Origin of the sequence: Veronia nyctiphanis, assembly GCF_004116385.1 — a bacterium.
In the GTDB taxonomy this organism is placed as follows: Bacteria; Pseudomonadota; Gammaproteobacteria; order Enterobacterales; family Vibrionaceae; genus Veronia; species Veronia nyctiphanis.
Window position 1 is genome coordinate 84,925 of sequence record NZ_PEIB01000014.1, and the last position, 16,939, is coordinate 101,863.

The following is a 16,939-nucleotide window of genomic DNA, read 5'->3' on the forward strand; positions in this document are numbered from 1 at the left end:
TATGGGGCATCCTTGTATTTATTTCACGTAAGCTTCAACGATCACAAACTTCTTGTTAGACGCCACGACGGAAGCATTACCAAAAAGACGTTTCAATTTAGCATGATAGCCAAGGTGACGGTTACCTATCACCAAAAGCCGCCCTTTCTGGCTCAGAACTCGTCGAGCATCACAAAACATTTGCCAAGCAATATGATCTGTTACTGCATTCAACTGATGAAACGGAGGATTACAGAGTATCAGATCCGCACTGTCATTGTGAAAGCCATCAAGACAGTTATTCGCAACACATTTGAACCTTGTTGTTTCAATGCCATGGCTACGTAAATTGAGATCGGCAGAGGCAACGGCCATGTGACTTTCATCAACGGCGGTGATGGACGCATTTGGGTTGAGTAGGGCAGCTTGAACAGCAAGCACACCATTACCACAGCCCAAATCAATAATATGGCCTTCACCAATGTTTTCAGGGATGTGCTTCAACATCAGGTAGGCGGCGATATCAAGGCTTTCCGAAGAGAAGACATTAGCGTGGTTATGAAGCGTTAATTGGAAATCATCAACTGAAAACTGTGTGGTTGCCCCTGGCAACTCAGCCGATGTTTCTTTTGGCTGGCAGAAAATGAGTCTTGCTTTCTTTTTAGCAAGCGATGTCATCGTTGGGCCCAAGTGCTTTTCAAACAGCTTAAGTGTCGAAGTATGAATATCTTTCGCTTTTGCACCTGCAATGACAGCAAAACGCTGACGGTTAATGAATGCGAGTTGTTGTAACTGCCAGACCAAGAATCGACTGTATTTGGGTAATTTCATTAGTACTAAGTCGATATCATCGGGGAGGGATGATAGTGATGAAAGAAAACCTACATCAGATGTTTCCGACGTGTCGTGTGAGTTTACTTTTAGATTTTCCCTGCAACTGATCTGACTCAACACTGAGTCACTGACGTGTGATACCCGGTAGCCATTCTCCTTGCACCAACATGTCAGAGCGCCAAAACCATCATTGAAAATAGCAATATGCTTTCCTTTTGGGAGTGCTGACTCAGAAACCTGTTCAATCAGATATTCGTCTGCAGCGTCCCATGCCTGCAGGGTTTCATTTTTTTGTAATGGGTAGCGGCGCAAAGTGAAATGTTTGTCGCCGATCTGGAGGTCGGTATTCATGATGCCTAACTTGTGTGGCGCGAGAGATAATGGAGTATATTGTCGCAGAACGAATAAAGACTGCAATAACTGTGATATCAAGACATAGGGTGATATGAGTCACTTTTGTCACTGCCGACAAATTGCGGTCATCAGGTTTTAACAAAGGAAACGCAATGATTATTCAACAAAGAATTGAGAAAAAACTCACCGATGAATTTTCGCCATCTCACTTAGAAGTGATAAATGAAAGTCACATGCACAATGTTCCGAAAGGCTCGGAAAGTCACTTTAAAGTAATTGTTGTCAGTGAAACGTTTGAAAATAAGCGGCTTATCGCTCGCCATCGTGCAATCAATACTGTGCTGGCAGATGAACTGAAAAATGATATTCACGCACTTGCGATGCACACCTATACAGACAGTGAATGGCGCGAAGCAAATGGGGCTGCGCCAGACTCTCCTCAATGCCAAGGTGGCTCTAAGTTGTAATTCTCAGCGTGTTGTCATTTTTTTCCACCACTTTGCAGTAGATATATCTACTGGTATGGGTTTAGGGTCTATGCTTTCAAAAGTGCATGAACATTCAAAAAAAAGAATTCAATATTATTTCGATGAAAAATAACGAATAAATATTGAACATCTTTACGAGTAGGGTGCGCGTAAACTGGGATGTTGAAATGTATCCAAGGCGGGAAGCAAAACGTGCATTAGTTCAAATTTATCGGTTTGGGTTGGGTGTTTCTTGTGCAGTTGCCGGAAATTAGCCTGCTATCACATCGAATACCATAGAATCGATTCTTGGGTTAGTGATAGAATGCCGACCCTGTAAATTGCCATTGACTGTCGAAACATTCAGTCATGGTTTAGAAAATTACAATCTTTGGTGTAATTTTCGACCAAAGAGGCAGTGCAAGGTCGTGTATAAACTGCGCAATCAAAAGTATTCTTTTTCCCGTTAATGTAGTGCAAGTGCGTATGATTACAATTAAAAAGGGTTTGGATATCCCAATTTCAGGGACTCCTGCTCAGGTGATAAATGATGGTCCTGCCATCACTAAAGTCGCCTTGCTCGGCGAAGAATACGTTGGCATGCGTCCTACGATGCATGCGCGTGTTGGAGATGTTGTAAAGAAAGGTCAGGTACTTTTTGAAGACAAAAAGAACCTAGGCGTAAAATTTACCGCTCCAGCCGCTGGTACTGTGGTTGCTGTTAACCGTGGTGCTAAACGTGTTCTTCAGTCTGTTGTCATTGAGATTTCAGGCTCCGAGCAAGTCACTTTCAATAAGTATGATGCTTCTCAAATCGCTTCGCTTGACCGCAAAGCAGTTGTAGAGCAGCTTGTCGATTCAGGTCTGTGGACATCGTTCCGAACAAGACCGTTCTCTAAAACGCCAGCCATTGATGCCGAGCCAGCTGCAATTTTTGTAACTGCCGTCGACACCAACCCGCTTTCTGCTAATCCAGAATTGGTGATCAATGAGCAACAAGAGGCGTTTGTTGCAGGACTTGATACCATCTCGCGTTTGACTGATAAAAAAGTGTATGTGTGTAAAGCAGATGCAGCGCTGCCTCGCAGTAGTCAGCCAAATGTTGAAGAGCAGGTCTTTAATGGTCCGCACCCTGCAGGTTTAGTGGGTACTCATATCCATTTCCTGCGCCCAGTTGATATGAACACACAAGTGTGGCATCTGAACTATCAGGACGTTATCGCGATCGGTAAATTGTTCCTGACAGGTGAGCTGTACTCCGATCGTGTTATTTCTCTGGGTGGTCCTGTTGTCAATAACCCTCGCCTTGTCCGCACAATTGCAGGTGCATGCACTGAGCAACTGATTAAAGACGAAGTGATGCCAGGTGAAGTCCGAGTGATTTCCGGTTCCGTACTAAGTGGTGTACAAGCTGGTGGTCCTCACGCATATCTTGGCCGTTATCACCTCCAAGTGTCTGTCTTGAGTGAAGGCCGTGAAAAAGAACTGCTTGGTTGGATTGCTCCGGGTAAGAATAAGTTTTCTATCACCCGTGCATACCTGAGCCAATTCTTTAAAGGCCAGCTTTTCAACATGACAACCACCACGAACGGAAGTGAGCGTTCTATGGTGCCAATCGGCAACTACGAACGTGTGATGCCTCTGGATATCGAGCCGACGATGTTACTTCGTGACATTTGCGCTGGTGACCTCGAAAGCATGTCTCAACTAGGCGCGCTGGAACTGGATCCTGAGGATTTGGCTTTGTGTACTTTTGTTTGCCCCGGCAAATACGAGTACGGCCCTATGCTCCGTGAGTGCCTGGACCAAATTGAGAAGGAAGGGTAACCATGAGCCTGAAACATTATATCGAGAAAATCGAGCCTAACTTTTTGCCTGGTGGTAAACACGAGAAGTGGTTCGCGCTGTACGAAGCAGTGGCGACCGTTCTTTATACGCCAGGCATGGTAACCCGACAGGGTTCTCACGTACGTGACAGCATTGACCTCAAACGCATCATGATCATGGTGTGGATGGCGGTTTTCCCAGCAATGTTCTGGGGTATGTACAACTCAGGTAACCAGGCCGTCATGGCGCTGAACTACCTATACAGCGGTGAGCAACTGGCAACCATCATCGATGGTAACTGGCACTACTGGTTGACTCAAGCACTTGGCGGCTCACTGGCAGCTGATGCGAGTTGGGTCAGTAAGATGCTGCTCGGTGCGACTTACTTCCTGCCAATTTACGCAACTGTGTTTATTGTTGGTGGTTTCTGGGAAGTCCTTTTCTGTATGGTGCGAAAGCACGAAGTCAACGAAGGTTTCTTCGTTACGTCGATTCTGTTTGCACTGATTGTTCCGCCAACACTTCCACTTTGGCAAGCGGCGCTGGGTATTACCTTCGGTGTTGTTCTGGCAAAAGAAATCTTTGGTGGCACGGGCCGTAACTTCCTGAACCCTGCACTGGCTGGCCGCGCGTTCTTATTCTTCGCATACCCAGCTCAGCTTTCGGGCGACTTGGTATGGACTGCAGCCGATGGTTACTCAGGCGCGACAGCCCTGAGCCAGTGGGCTTCAGGCGGCGAAGGTTCGTTAATCCACAATGTTACTGGCCAAACCATCACTTGGATGGACGCGTTCATTGGTAACATCCCGGGTTCAATCGGTGAAACATCAACCCTGGCATTGGCCATTGGTGGGTTGTTCATCATCGGTTTGGGTATTGCCTCGTGGCGTATCGTTCTGGGTGTGTTGATTGGCCTCGTTGCAACTGCAACCTTGTTTAATGTCATTGGTTCAGATACTAACCCTATGTTCAATATGCCTTGGCACTGGCACCTCGTTCTGGGTGGTTTTGCGTTCGGTATGTTCTTCATGGCGACTGATCCAGTCTCAGCTTCATTCACCAATAAAGCAAAATGGTGGTATGGCATTTTGATCGGTGCAATGGCTGTAATGATTCGTGTGGTTAACCCTGCATACCCAGAGGGTATGATGCTGGCTATCCTGTTCGCGAACCTGTTTGCACCGCTGTTCGACAACCTGGTTATCCAGGGCAACATCAAACGGAGACTGGCTCGTGTCAAGCAATAACGATAGTTTTAAGAAAACGCTGACAGTTGTAATCGCACTGAGCCTTGTGTGCTCAGTGATCGTATCGATGTCTGCAGTAGTGCTTCGTCCGCAGCAGCAAGCAAATGCCAAGCTGGATGTTCAGCGCAACATCATTGCTGTTGCTGGTCTGCCGGGTGATACCTCAGACATCACAGCGATGTTTGACAAGTACATCGAGACCAAGCTGGTCGATTTGAAAACAGGTGAATACAGCAACGATGTTGATGCTGCGTCATACGATCAAGTTATCGCTGCAAAAGATGCATCAACGTCAATTGCTCTAACACCTGATCAAGATAAAGCCAAAATCCTTCGCCGTGCTAATCTGGCGAAAATTTATCTGGTCAAAGACGAGAAAGGAAATATCTCACGCGTGATCCTGCCTGTACATGGTAACGGTCTGTGGTCGATGATGTACGCCTTCGTTGCTGTTGAAACCGATGGCAACACGGTCGCTGGTATCACCTACTACAAGCAGGGTGAAACTCCTGGACTGGGTGGTGAAGTTGAAAATCCTCGCTGGCGTGGACAATTCGTTGGTAAGCAACTTTTTGATGAGCAAGGCAAGCCTGCGCTTAAAGTTGTTAAAGGCGGCGCACAATCAGGTGACATCCACGGTGTGGACGGCCTGTCTGGCGCAACGCTGACCAGTGACGGTGTTCAGAATACATTTAATTTCTGGCTGGGCGAAAACGGCTTTGGTCCTTTCTTGACTAAAGTTCGAAATGGAGGCCTGAACAATGGCTGAAGCTAAAGAACTTAAAAAGAATCTGTGGGCACCAGTTCTCGACAACAATCCAATAGCGTTGCAAGTATTGGGTGTGTGTTCAGCTCTGGCGGTTACCACTAAGCTTGAAACTGCGTTTGTTATGACGCTTGCAGTTGTTTTCGTTACTGCGTTTTCAAACTTATTTGTATCAACCATTCGTAATCACATTCCTAATTCAGTACGTATCATCGTTCAGATGGCGATCATCGCATCACTGGTTATCGTTGTTGACGAGGTGTTGAAGGCATATGTCTACGACATCTCTAAGCAGCTGTCAGTATTCGTTGGCCTCATCATCACAAACTGTATCGTAATGGGGCGTGCTGAAGCGTATGCAATGAAATCAGCGCCACTGCCTTCGTTCATTGACGGTATTGGTAACGGTCTTGGTTACGGTTTTGTCCTTCTGAGTGTGGCGTTCTTCCGTGAACTGTTAGGTTCTGGGAAAATCTTCGGTATGTCAGTGATGCCACTGGTATCTGAAGGTGGTTGGTATCAACCGAACGGCCTGATGCTGCTTGCACCTTCGGCGTTCTTCCTGATCGGTCTTCTGATTTGGGTGATCCGTTCCGTGAAGCCAGAACAAGTCGAAGCGAAGGGGTAAGACACAATGGAACATTATATTAGCCTGTTGGTTCGTTCGATTTTTATCGAAAACCTGGCTCTGTCTTTCTTCTTGGGAATGTGTACCTTTTTGGCCGTTTCTAAGAAGGTAAAAACAGCATTTGGTCTGGGTGTTGCGGTTACTGTCGTACTTGCGATTGCGGTACCTGTTAACAACCTGATTTACACCAACGTCCTGCGTGAAAACGCATTGATGGACGGTGTTGACCTGACCTTCCTGAACTTTATCACCTTCATCGGTGTTATCGCGGCATTGGTACAGATTCTGGAAATGATTCTGGACCGCTTTTTCCCACCGCTCTATAACGCGCTGGGTATCTTCCTACCGTTGATCACAGTTAACTGTGCGATCTTCGGTGGTGTATCTTTTATGGTACAACGCGATTACAACTTTGCGGAGTCCGTCGTTTACGGCGTAGGTTCTGGTATTGGTTGGATGCTAGCGATTGTTACGCTTGCGGGTATCCGCGAGAAGATGAAGTACTCTGATGTTCCTCCTGGCCTTCGTGGTCTGGGCATCACCTTCATCACTGTAGGTCTGATGGCGTTAGGCTTTATGTCTTTCTCCGGTGTTCAACTGTAAGTCGGGTAAACCGCGAATTAAGGAATAGTCAATGGACATTATTCTTGGTGTAGTGATGTTTACTCTTATCGTACTGGCATTGGTACTGGTGATTTTATTTGCCAAATCCAAGCTTGTACCATCAGGTGACATCAGCATCCTCATCAATGGGGATGCAGACAAAACAATCAACACGCCAGCTGGCGGTAAGCTGCTGAGTGCACTTGCAGGTTCAGGGATTTTTGTATCTTCAGCCTGTGGTGGTGGTGGTTCATGTGGCCAGTGTCGCGTGAAAATCAGCTCTGGTGGCGGTGATATCCTGCCAACTGAGCTTGACCACATCTCAAAGGGTGAAGCGCGTGAAGGCGAACGTCTTGCCTGTCAGGTAAACGTAAAATCTGACATGGAAATCCAGCTGCCTGAAGAAATCTTTGGTGTTAAAAAGTGGGAATGTTCTGTTATCTCCAACGACAACAAAGCTACCTTCATCAAAGAACTTAAGCTACAGATTCCTGATGGCGAATCTGTGCCATTCCGTGCCGGTGGTTATATCCAGATTGAAGCGCCAGCTCACCACGTTAAATATGCGGATTACGATGTTCCGCAGGAATATCGTGAAGACTGGGAGAAGTTCAACTTGTTCCGCTACGAGTCTAAGGTCAACGACCATACGATCCGTGCGTACTCAATGGCGAACTACCCAGAAGAGTTTGGCATCATCATGCTGAATGTGCGTATCGCTACGCCGCCGCCGAACAACCCGAATGTTGCTCCTGGTATCATGTCATCTTACATCTGGTCTTTGAAAGAAGGCGACAAGGTGACAATCTCTGGTCCGTTTGGTGAATTCTTTGCGAAAGACACGGATGCTGAAATGGTATTCGTTGGTGGTGGTGCAGGCATGGCCCCAATGCGCTCGCACATCTTTGACCAACTGAAGCGTCTGAACTCTTCGCGCAAGATGTCGTTCTGGTACGGTGCTCGCTCTAAGCGTGAAATGTTCTATGTAGAAGATTTCGATGGTCTACAAGCTGAAAACGATAACTTCGTATGGCATTGTGCGCTGTCTGATCCACAACCAGAAGATAACTGGGATGGTTACACAGGCTTCATTCACAACGTGCTTTATGAAAACTATCTGAAAGATCATGATGCGCCAGAAGACTGTGAGTACTACATGTGTGGTCCACCGATGATGAACGCAGCCGTTATAGGCATGCTAAAAGACCTCGGTGTTGAAGATGAAAACATCCTACTGGATGACTTCGGTGGCTAAGTAAGTTACTGAAAATCTCAAGTTATGGCTGACCTTTATGGGTCAGCCATTTTTCGTAAAAGGGCAGGCATAACAAGGATGCTATCCAACGCAGTTCCGTTGGCGTCTGTCACATAAAACTGGAAATAGAAATGAAGAAACTCCTTTTGCAAGCAGGCCTGATCTTAGGTCTTGCCCTTTCTGTTGTTGGGTGTGAGAAAGCACCTGAATTGGTTCACCTCAAAGGTAAAACCATGGGCACGTACTATTCAGTGAAGTTTACTGATGACGGTAGCCTGCCGAAAGCTGAAGAGATTCAGGCGGAAATAGACAAGCGTCTTGAGTTGGTCAACGATCAGATGTCTACTTACCGCAAGAGCTCTGAACTGAGCCAGTTCAACCAGTCACGTGAGACAGCACCATTTACGGTTTCTGCTGATACAGCGAAGGTTGTTGCTGAAGCGATGCGTCTGAACAAAGTAACACAAGGTGCGCTGGACGTAACCGTCGGTCCTTTGGTTAATCTTTGGGGCTTTGGCCCTGAAGGCCGTCCTGACCGTGTACCTAGCGAAGAGCAAATTGCTGAGCGTCGCGCAATTAGCGGTATTGAACATTTGTCTGTTAACGGCAATACGCTGACCAAATATATCCCTGAGTTGTATGTAGACTTATCTTCAATCGCTAAAGGCTTTGGTGTTGATGTAGTCGCTGATTATCTGGCGAGTCTGGGTGCGCACAACTATCTGGTTGAAATCGGCGGTGAGCTACAGCTCAAAGGTGTAAATCAGGAAGGCCAGCCTTGGAAAATAGCTATCGAGAAGCCAACAGTAGGTCTGCAGTCTGTACAGGAAATCATCGCACCCGGTGATATGGCGATGGCCACCTCTGGTAGTTATCGTAACTATTTTGAGGAAAATGGTGTACGCTATTCACATGCTATAGATCCAAGAACGGCTAACCCAATTAATCACAGACTGGTTTCTGTAACTGTATTGGACAAGTCTTGTATGACGGCTGATGGTCTGTCTACTGGCTTTATGGTGCTGGGAGCAGAGAAAGCACTGGAACTGGCAAACAAAGAAAATATCGCAGCGTTTTTCATTGTAAAAACGGACGATGGTTTCAACGAAGTTGCCTCAGATGCTTTTGCTAAATATTTGTCAAAGTAAGGGTTAATGAATGTCTGTATTTCTAGTGACATTCTCTATCTTCTTGTTAGTTATCGCCGGTATGGCAGTCGGCTACATTTTTCAACGTAAATCTATCAGCGGAAGCTGTGGTGGACTAGGCCCTCTGGGCATTGAAAAAGTGTGCAATTGCCCTGAGCCTTGCGATGCTAGAAAAAAACGCGAAGCAAGAGCTGCAAGAGCTGAGGAATGGAAGAAAAACCAAATCCTCTAATCTGCAAAAAAGCCGCCCTCATTAGGCGGCTTTTTTAATGGGTAATAGTTTTTGTTGTTATTGTCCGTTCGTTTCCTAACCTTTAGTGGCTGCCTTCTGGCTCTGCGTCGAAACGAAATATTGGCAGGCTCCAACCGAATTTAGCCGCAGCCATTCGGAAGCTGAATCCAACAACCAAGGTACTGACGGTAGCGATAAGTTCGTTTATACCCAAATGCATTAAGCCCCAGTACATTCCGCCAGCAAGGAAAGACACAGAGGCATAAAGCTCCTTGTGAAGCACCATGGGCGGACGTCTACACATTAAATCACGCAACAAACCACCAAACACGCCAGTTACTAAAGCCGATACCATGCAGATGAATGGTGGTAACCCCATGTCCATCGCGATACGGCTACCAATGATGCTGAAGACGATTAGCCCGAGCGCATCTAAGGTAATGAAGAACTTGTGGTTTTTAGCGACCCAGCTTGCCATCCACGTTGTTACAACACCTGCTGCACAGGTGATCATCAGATAGTGTGGATTTGCCACCCAACCAAGAGGGTAGTGACCCAACAAAATGTCACGAACTGTTCCACCGCCGATTGCTGTTGCGCTGGCAACCAGCATTACGCCAAACCAGTCCATGTGTTTACGGCCAGCCGCAAGGGCGCCCGTCATGGCTTCAGCAGTGATCCCGATAATATAAAGTGTGGTCAGTAACATGATTTTTCTTCGTAATTTGGTTAAAAGCACTAATGATAGAGCGAGTGTAAATGCGATTTACCTCTTCATCCAATGAAATGTTAATACGTTATACATTAATTGAATTCATGCATTAACTCGTAAAAGCTAGAAACGGATTTCGACGGTTAGGAGGGACAAAAGTCTTAACTACAGGTAAGATTGAGAGCTCAAAATCTTGCATTTACCTGAACAAACGTAATAACGAAATGAATCACGACTACAGCCACCTGATATCTGTTTTTAATCAAACCTTTCTGTCTTCTCTAAATACAGAGTTGTTATTAGGCGGTGATGAACCCATTTACCTTCCTGCTGATGAAAACTATTCTGCCCACCGAATTATTTTTGCTCGTGGCTTTTTTGCCTCTGCGCTGCATGAATTAGCTCACTGGTGCATTGCAGGTCCCGAACGCAGACTCGTAGAGGATTACGGCTACTGGTATCACCCTGATGGCCGTGATGAAAAAACGCAGGCAGAATTTGAAAAGGTAGAGGTTAAACCGCAGGCCATCGAGTGGATATTGTCTGCCAGTTGTGGCTTCCCATTTCAGGTAAGTTGTGACAACCTCAGTGGCGTAGAGCCAGATAGAGAAGCGTTCACGGGGAAAGTCCGTGAGCAGGCACTGACATACTTGAGTGTTGGTATTCCTGAAAGAGCCAAAACATTTTCAGATGCACTGCGCGCGTTTTATGGTATACCTCCGCTCACACCAGAATCCTTCACTGCTTGATACCGACAGATACTATTGAAAGACAAGAGGCCTGAAACCAAGATGATCCAAGAATACGAAGAGAAAATTCTAGACCTTATCGATACTATGGTCGAAACCGCGTCGGATGATGAGCTGTTTGCCAGCGGGTATCTTCGTGGACATATTTCTCTGGCAGCGGCCGATTGTGAACAAGAAGGGATGGATGCTGTCAGCGAGCTTCAAATCCGGGTTGCACAGAGTTTAAAAGATAATGCTAGCGAGCTGAGCCCTGCCGACCAAGGACTGGTCTCAAACCTATGGCTTCGCCTAAAAGAGCAAGTTGACTGAACCTGATGTACTGTTAAAAAAAGGCGCTTTATGCGCCTTTCTGCTCTCAGTTTATTGTTTTACCTTTCAGCAATTTCCTTACCCACATCCTGCCAGGATGGAGAGCGTTAAGCACGTCTACAGACAAGGGGAGAGGGTCGCCACATAGTTGCGAGGCCAGTAACTCCCCGAGTAAAGGTGCAGAGGTTAATCCTCTTGAGCCGAGCGCAAGTAAGCTATATAAACCGGGATAAGTTGCAACAGGCTCTGCTGAGTGTTGTTCTTCTCGTAAGTGTTTATATTGCTCGCAGAGCTCTTCAAAATTGCAGACATCACCTACAAAAGGAAGGTGATCACGGCTGGCACAGCGGATTCCTACTCGTCCTGCACCATGATCGGTGTCAACTTCACTTGGCCACTCAGCGTTGATGCAGTTAATGAGTCTCTTGCGATTATCAATCTGGTCTTGGGTTCTGAATTCCAGAGACTCATCGTTGCGGCTATACGTCGCGCCGATGCAGTGTGTTTCTGTGTCCGGATGCATTGGTGTCAGGTAGCCGTCATAACACAGCACGGTTTTTAGCTTTCTCAAAGATGGTGTCGTATTTATGTGGCTGATTTGCCCTCTTACCGAGTAGGCCGGAATAGGCTGCGTTTGCGGGTAAGTAGTAAATTTTTGTCCATTGGCGATCACAACAGTTTGGTGGCGGAAAATCTGCTCTTGAGCGTGAAGTGCCCAAACACCGTCACTGTGCGATAGTGATAATATTTCCTGACCATAAAAACAGGTAAGCAAGCCTGTATCCTGGGCCATGGCAATTAAAGCCTGTGTCAGTTGTTGCGGATACAACCAACCACCAAGTGGGTAGTTGACCCCGGAATGACCCGTTTTTACACCGGTTGCTGCAGTCACATCGTTGCGAGAAAGCTTCTTCAACAGCGTTTCCGGAAACTCGCCTTTAAGCATTTTTGCGAGCTTTTCGCCGCTTTTTTCATCCCAAGCCAGTTGAGTCACGCCGCACCAATCATGTTCGAAAGAAGCGCTCTCAGAGGCCTGTTCAATAAACTGACGGGCATACAAAAATGCAGGAGCAAAAAATCGGCTTAGTGCATCATCACTGCCATTAAGAAGAGGGTAAACAGCGCCTTGTCGGTTGCCAGATGCACCATGTCCTGCAGCTTCGTCAGCACAATAAAGGCTCACTTTTTTGCCGCGTCTGACGAGTGAAACGGCAAGTGCAGCGCTGGCGACACCACCACCGATAATGGCAATGTCATCTGATTCAACCGCTGACTTTCTGTGATACCAAGGCAATTGCATGGTTTGTTTTGAGCGGTCGGCCATGCGTCCAGTGAGCATGTCTCGTTTTGTACCAAAGCCTTTGGCTTTTTCCATTTCGAAGCCAGCGTCAATCAGGCCTCGTCTGACAAAACCTGCCGCGGTAAATGTGGCCAGTGTACAATCATTTCGTGCCAGTCTTGCCATACCTTGAAAGAGAGAGCTACTCCACATTTCTGGGTTTTTGCTTGGAGCAAAACCATCAAGGAACCAACAATCAATGATACCGTCATCTGTGGTCCAGACTTGCGGCAAACTGTCTTTGATATCGCCAAACCAAAGGTCAAGGGTGATGAGGCCGTTCGCGAGTACTAACCGATGACAGCCAGACACAGCGACGGGGTAATGTTTGCGTAACTCAGCAGCATACTCAGCAAGCTCTGGCCAAGAAGCGTGAGCTTTTAGAAGATCGTCGGCGGTAACTGGATATTTTTCAAAACTGACAAAATGTAACTGTCGGGTGGGCGCTTCTGGGTTTTCAGCACGAAATTGTGCAAACCATTGCCAAACGGCCAAAAAGTTTAGGCCGGTACCAAAACCAGTTTCGGCGATTACGAAGCGTTGACGATCAAAATGGTACCAGCGAAGAGGTAATTGATTCTGCTGCAAGAACACGTAGCGTGTTTCTTCCAGACCGTTGGCATTGGAGAAGTAGACATCGTCAAAGTCATCCGAGACAGGCGTTCCAGCTTCATTCCAATGGATCTGGGCGTGTTCAATGCGAGGGTGAGTCACAGCTAAACCTTCAAAATATCACAGTAAGTCGGGCCGGGAATTGTAGCGGTTATCAGGAAAGCTGACCACTTAAGAACAGCAAAACCGCTATTATCACTGCGAACTAGACGTGTAGGGAAAAATGATGAAACGAGCCGTAATTACAGGTATGGGAATTGTTTCCAGCATAGGTAACAACGTGAAAGAAGTGCTGGAGTCATTAAAGGCGGGGAAATCAGGTATTTCGTTTTCTCAGCAATTCGCAGACATGAAACTACGAAGCAATGTTTGGGGAGACCTCAAACTGAATCCTGCCGAGCATATCGACAGAAAGAAGATGCGTTTTATGGGCGACGCAGCAGGATTTGCATATCTCTCGATGGAACAAGCAATTGAAGATGCAGGTCTGGAAGAACATCACGTATCAAATGACCGCACTGGCCTTGTTGCAGGTTCAGGCGGCGCATCCTCAGTAAACCAGGCGCTGGCAGTAGACACACTGCGAGAAAAAGGCGTGAAGCGTGTAGGGCCTTACATGGTGCCACGTACCATGTCGTCAACAGTATCCGCGTGTCTGGCAACCCCATTCAAAATTCGTGGTGTTAACTACACCATGAGTTCGGCCTGTGCGACATCAGCACACTGTATTGGCCATGCACTTGAACTAATCCAACTGGGTAAACAAGATATCGTCTTCGCCGGTGGCGGTGAAGAATTGGACTGGACATTGACCATGATGTTCGACGCCATGGGTGCGTTGTCAACTAAGTACAACGAATCGCCAGAGCAAGCATCACGTACTTATGATGCTGACCGTGATGGTTTTGTCATCTCTGGTGGCGGCGGCATGTTGGTCGTGGAAGAGCTTGAGCATGCACTTGCTCGTGGCGCGAAAATTTACGGTGAGATTGTCGGCTATGGCGCAACGTCTGACGGCTTCGATATGGTTGCTCCTTCCGGTGAAGGTGCGATTCGTTGTATGAACATGGCGATGCAAAATGTTGATGGCGTTGATTACATCAATACTCATGGTACATCGACCCCGGTCGGCGACGTGAAAGAATTGGGCGCAATCAAAGAAGTCTTCGGTAACGATGGCCCCGCGATTTCTGCCACCAAAGCAATGACGGGCCACGCACTGGGTGCGGCGGGTGTTCACGAAGCTATCTACTCAACATTGATGCTTGATAATGACTTCATTGCGCCAAGCATTAACGTGGAAACGCTGGATGACGCTGCTGAAGGTCTGGATATTGTCACAGAGACCCGCGAGCAGTCGCTGAAGACTGTCATGTCTAACAGCTTTGGTTTTGGTGGTACCAACGCCACTCTGGTTATCAAAAAATACGAAGGTTAAGGGCAAGGAAGCATTATCGCCTTCGCCGCAATACAGCAGCGTCTGATGACGTCATTGCATCATTGCGGCATGACCTGAGGGAGAGATATTCCCTCGCCAGTTTCCAGGGAAGACGAGTCAGAACTCATCTGGCGGGTCAAACAAAAACAGCTTATGACCATTGAGAGCTGGTCTTAGGTTATTCAGGTCCTGGATTTACCCGGCTTCGGCCGGGTTTTTTCGTTTTAACTTGGCGACAAACACGTAAACTATGCAGCAGTAAGAAAAAGGCGATGGAGCGGAACTTGAAAATACTGATTGATGAAAACATGCCATTTGCGCAAGGGCTATTTAGTCAACTGGGTGAGGTAGTTGCAAAACCAGGGCGAAACCTCACACCGGATGATTTGATTGATGTTGACGCGCTGATGATTCGCTCCGTGACCAAAGTGAATGAGGTATTGTTGGAAAAAGCCAACAAATTGAAGTTCGTTGGAACGGCAACGGCAGGCATGGATCATGTCGATAAAACATTACTGCAAGAACGCGGTATTACCTTTACGGCTGCCCCGGGTTGTAACAAGGTTGGTGTCGCTGAGTATGTGCTCAGTGCCATGATGGTATTGGGGCAGGAACAGGGCTTTGATTTTACTGAGCGAACGATTGGCGTTGTCGGAGCCGGGCAGGTGGGCAGTTATCTGTCAGATTGTCTGAGCGCACTTGGTATCCGCCACCTGCTTTGTGACCCTATCAAACAAGCGGAAGGTGATCATCGTGAGTTTGTTGCTTTGAATGACATTCTTGAGCAATGCGATGTCGTCACGCTGCACACGCCGTTGACAAAAGAAGGCCAGCATAAAACTCATCACTTGATTGGCGAAGAGCAACTGGTGAGACTCAAGCCCGGGAGCATACTGATTAACGCAGCGCGTGGCCCCATCGTAAGTAACGATGCGTTGAAAGCTGCGCTACAAAACCAAAGCCTCACCGCAGTGCTTGATGTTTTTGAGCAAGAGCCAGAAGTTGATATGTCGTTATTACCCTTGCTGGCCTTTGCCACACCGCATATTGCAGGGTATGGTCTCGAGGGGAAAGCCCGCGGCACGACAATGATTTTTAATAGCTATTGTGGGTTTTTAGGAAGTGAACTATGCGCAGATCCGGCATTCCTGTTGCCAGTCGCGCCTTTACCTTCAGTTTCCCTGAGCAGGCACTGGGATAACAGCGATCTGATGGCACTTTGCCAGCTGGTTTATGATATTCGTCGCGATGATAGTCAGTTCCGGCGTGAGATGGCTGACCCTCAACAACACAGAGCAACTTTTGACCGTCTGAGAAAAAATTATCGCGATCGACGTGAGTACAGTGCAATTACGGTAGCAGGTCATGCCTCGTTTGGGGTAGAGTCGCTCGCTAAGTTAGGCTTTACGGTAGAGGAACAAGCATGACACAGGAATACGATATCGCAGTATTGGGCGCCACAGGAGCTGTTGGTCGCACCATGATTGAGGTACTGGAAGAACGAAAGTTTCCCATTCGCAACCTTCACTTGCTGGCTAGCGAGAGAAGCGCTGGCGAGACCATTCGTTTTAACGGTAAATCAGTCAGAGTACAGGATGTAGAAACGTTTGACTGGAGTCAGGTACAAATTGCTCTGTTCTCAGCAGGCTCTGAAGCGTCAGAGCGTTGGGCGCCTGTTGCGGCTGATGAGGGTGTTATCGTCATCGATAACACGTCGCGCTATCGTTATGACTACGATATTCCTCTGGTTGTTCCGGAGGTGAACCCTGAGGCCATCGCTGACTTTCGTAACCGTAACATCATTGCTAACCCAAACTGCTCAACGATTCAGATGCTGGTCGCATTAAAGCCAATCTACGATGCAGCAGGCATTGAACGAATTAATGTGGCGACGTATCAGTCTGTCTCTGGCTCCGGAAAATCCGGTGTTGATGAACTTGCAGGGCAGACCGTTAAGCTCCTGAACAGCCAGGAAGCAGAGCCAAGTGTGTACAAAAAGCAGATCGCGTTTAACTGCTTACCCCATATCGACCAGTTCATGGATAATGGTTACACCAAAGAAGAAATGAAGATGGTATGGGAAACTCAAAAAATCCTTGGTGATAACAGTGTGGCGGTTAATCCGACATGTGTGCGTGTGCCTGTTTTCTACGGTCATGCTGAAGCGGTTCACATCGAATGCCAGCAACCTATTGATGCGACTGAAGCAATGGCATTGCTCTCGAGAACTGAAGGAATTGAAGTCTTCATCAATGAGGAATACCCGACCCAGGTCAAAGACGCAACGGGTAAAGACCATGTGATGGTCGGGCGTGTTCGAAATGACATCAGCCATCCGAATGGACTCAACATGTGGGTTGTTGCGGATAATGTCCGAAAAGGTGCCGCAACCAACTCAGTACAAATTGCAGAGCTGTTGATTCGCGACTATTTGTAATCC

The 16,939-nt window shown here is 47.3% G+C and carries 17 protein-coding genes; 14 read left to right on the plus strand and 3 right to left on the minus strand.

The window, feature by feature from the left end:
- Positions 1 to 18: 18 nt before the first annotated feature.
- A complete protein-coding gene (locus tag CS022_RS12745; RefSeq protein WP_129122593.1) occupies positions 19 to 1,164 on the minus strand; it encodes a methyltransferase in 1,146 nt (381 codons plus the stop codon).
- Between the two features lie 155 nt (positions 1,165 to 1,319).
- Between CS022_RS12745 and bolA the strand changes: the two genes are divergently transcribed.
- The 9 genes from bolA to nqrM all read left to right on the plus strand — a co-directional run bounded on the left by bolA (position 1,320) and on the right by nqrM (position 9,340).
- A complete protein-coding gene (bolA, locus tag CS022_RS12750) occupies positions 1,320 to 1,634 on the plus strand; it encodes a transcriptional regulator BolA (RefSeq protein ID WP_129122594.1) in 315 nt (104 codons plus the stop codon).
- 486 nt (positions 1,635 to 2,120) lie between these two features.
- On the plus strand, positions 2,121 to 3,461 hold the full coding sequence (locus tag CS022_RS12755; protein ID WP_129122595.1) for a Na(+)-translocating NADH-quinone reductase subunit A: 1,341 nt from the start codon (positions 2,121 to 2,123) through the stop codon (positions 3,459 to 3,461).
- Between the two features lie 2 nt (positions 3,462 to 3,463).
- A complete protein-coding gene (locus CS022_RS12760) occupies positions 3,464 to 4,708 on the plus strand; it encodes an NADH:ubiquinone reductase (Na(+)-transporting) subunit B (RefSeq protein ID WP_129122596.1) in 1,245 nt (414 codons plus the stop codon).
- A complete protein-coding gene (locus tag CS022_RS12765) occupies positions 4,695 to 5,477 on the plus strand; it encodes a Na(+)-translocating NADH-quinone reductase subunit C (protein WP_129122597.1) in 783 nt (260 codons plus the stop codon). The genes CS022_RS12760 and CS022_RS12765 overlap by 14 nt, the downstream gene beginning before the upstream one ends.
- Positions 5,470 to 6,102: an NADH:ubiquinone reductase (Na(+)-transporting) subunit D gene (locus CS022_RS12770; protein ID WP_129122598.1), complete on the plus strand. Its 633-nt coding sequence runs from the start codon at positions 5,470 to 5,472 to the stop codon at positions 6,100 to 6,102. The genes CS022_RS12765 and CS022_RS12770 overlap by 8 nt, the downstream gene beginning before the upstream one ends.
- 6 nt (positions 6,103 to 6,108) lie before the next feature.
- A complete protein-coding gene (gene nqrE / locus CS022_RS12775; protein ID WP_129122599.1) occupies positions 6,109 to 6,705 on the plus strand; it encodes an NADH:ubiquinone reductase (Na(+)-transporting) subunit E in 597 nt (198 codons plus the stop codon).
- Positions 6,706 to 6,736: 31 nt separating this feature from the next.
- A complete protein-coding gene (nqrF, locus tag CS022_RS12780) occupies positions 6,737 to 7,960 on the plus strand; it encodes an NADH:ubiquinone reductase (Na(+)-transporting) subunit F (protein ID WP_129122600.1) in 1,224 nt (407 codons plus the stop codon).
- A 131-nt stretch (positions 7,961 to 8,091) separates the two neighbouring features.
- A complete protein-coding gene (locus CS022_RS12785; protein ID WP_129122601.1) occupies positions 8,092 to 9,108 on the plus strand; it encodes an FAD:protein FMN transferase in 1,017 nt (338 codons plus the stop codon).
- A gap of 10 nt (positions 9,109 to 9,118) precedes the next feature.
- Positions 9,119 to 9,340, plus strand: coding sequence for a (Na+)-NQR maturation NqrM (gene nqrM / locus CS022_RS12790; protein WP_129122602.1), 222 nt, complete (start codon positions 9,119 to 9,121; stop codon positions 9,338 to 9,340).
- An 82-nt stretch (positions 9,341 to 9,422) separates the two neighbouring features.
- Here nqrM and CS022_RS12795 read toward each other — a convergent pair whose 3' ends face one another.
- Positions 9,423 to 10,049, minus strand: coding sequence for a trimeric intracellular cation channel family protein (locus tag CS022_RS12795; protein WP_129122603.1), 627 nt, complete (start codon positions 10,047 to 10,049; stop codon positions 9,423 to 9,425).
- A gap of 227 nt (positions 10,050 to 10,276) precedes the next feature.
- Here CS022_RS12795 and CS022_RS12800 point away from each other — a divergent pair, with 227 nt between their 5' ends.
- Both CS022_RS12800 and CS022_RS12805 read left to right on the plus strand, forming a co-directional pair.
- The gene (locus tag CS022_RS12800) at positions 10,277 to 10,801 is read left to right on the plus strand and encodes an elongation factor P hydroxylase (RefSeq protein ID WP_129122604.1); all 525 of its coding nucleotides are present in this window, start codon (positions 10,277 to 10,279) and stop codon (positions 10,799 to 10,801) included.
- A 42-nt stretch (positions 10,802 to 10,843) separates the two neighbouring features.
- Positions 10,844 to 11,110, plus strand: a complete 267-nt coding sequence (locus tag CS022_RS12805) for a YfcL family protein (RefSeq protein WP_129122605.1) — start codon at positions 10,844 to 10,846, stop codon at positions 11,108 to 11,110.
- Between the two features lie 46 nt (positions 11,111 to 11,156).
- Here the strand turns inward: CS022_RS12805 and mnmC are convergent, their stop codons facing one another.
- Positions 11,157 to 13,163, minus strand: a complete 2,007-nt coding sequence (mnmC, locus tag CS022_RS12810; protein WP_129122606.1) for a bifunctional tRNA (5-methylaminomethyl-2-thiouridine)(34)-methyltransferase MnmD/FAD-dependent 5-carboxymethylaminomethyl-2-thiouridine(34) oxidoreductase MnmC — start codon at positions 13,161 to 13,163, stop codon at positions 11,157 to 11,159.
- Positions 13,164 to 13,287: 124 nt separating this feature from the next.
- Between mnmC and fabB the strand changes: the two genes are divergently transcribed.
- The 3 genes from fabB (at position 13,288) to CS022_RS12825 (ending at position 16,936) form a co-directional block, all read left to right on the plus strand.
- A complete protein-coding gene (gene fabB, locus CS022_RS12815) occupies positions 13,288 to 14,499 on the plus strand; it encodes a beta-ketoacyl-ACP synthase I (protein ID WP_129122607.1) in 1,212 nt (403 codons plus the stop codon).
- 284 nt (positions 14,500 to 14,783) lie between these two features.
- Positions 14,784 to 15,926: a 4-phosphoerythronate dehydrogenase gene (locus CS022_RS12820; RefSeq protein WP_129122608.1), complete on the plus strand. Its 1,143-nt coding sequence runs from the start codon at positions 14,784 to 14,786 to the stop codon at positions 15,924 to 15,926.
- Entirely contained in the window at positions 15,923 to 16,936 is a 1,014-nt protein-coding gene (locus CS022_RS12825; RefSeq protein ID WP_129122609.1) for an aspartate-semialdehyde dehydrogenase, read from the plus strand. The genes CS022_RS12820 and CS022_RS12825 overlap by 4 nt, the downstream gene beginning before the upstream one ends.
- Positions 16,937 to 16,939 lie beyond the last annotated feature (3 nt).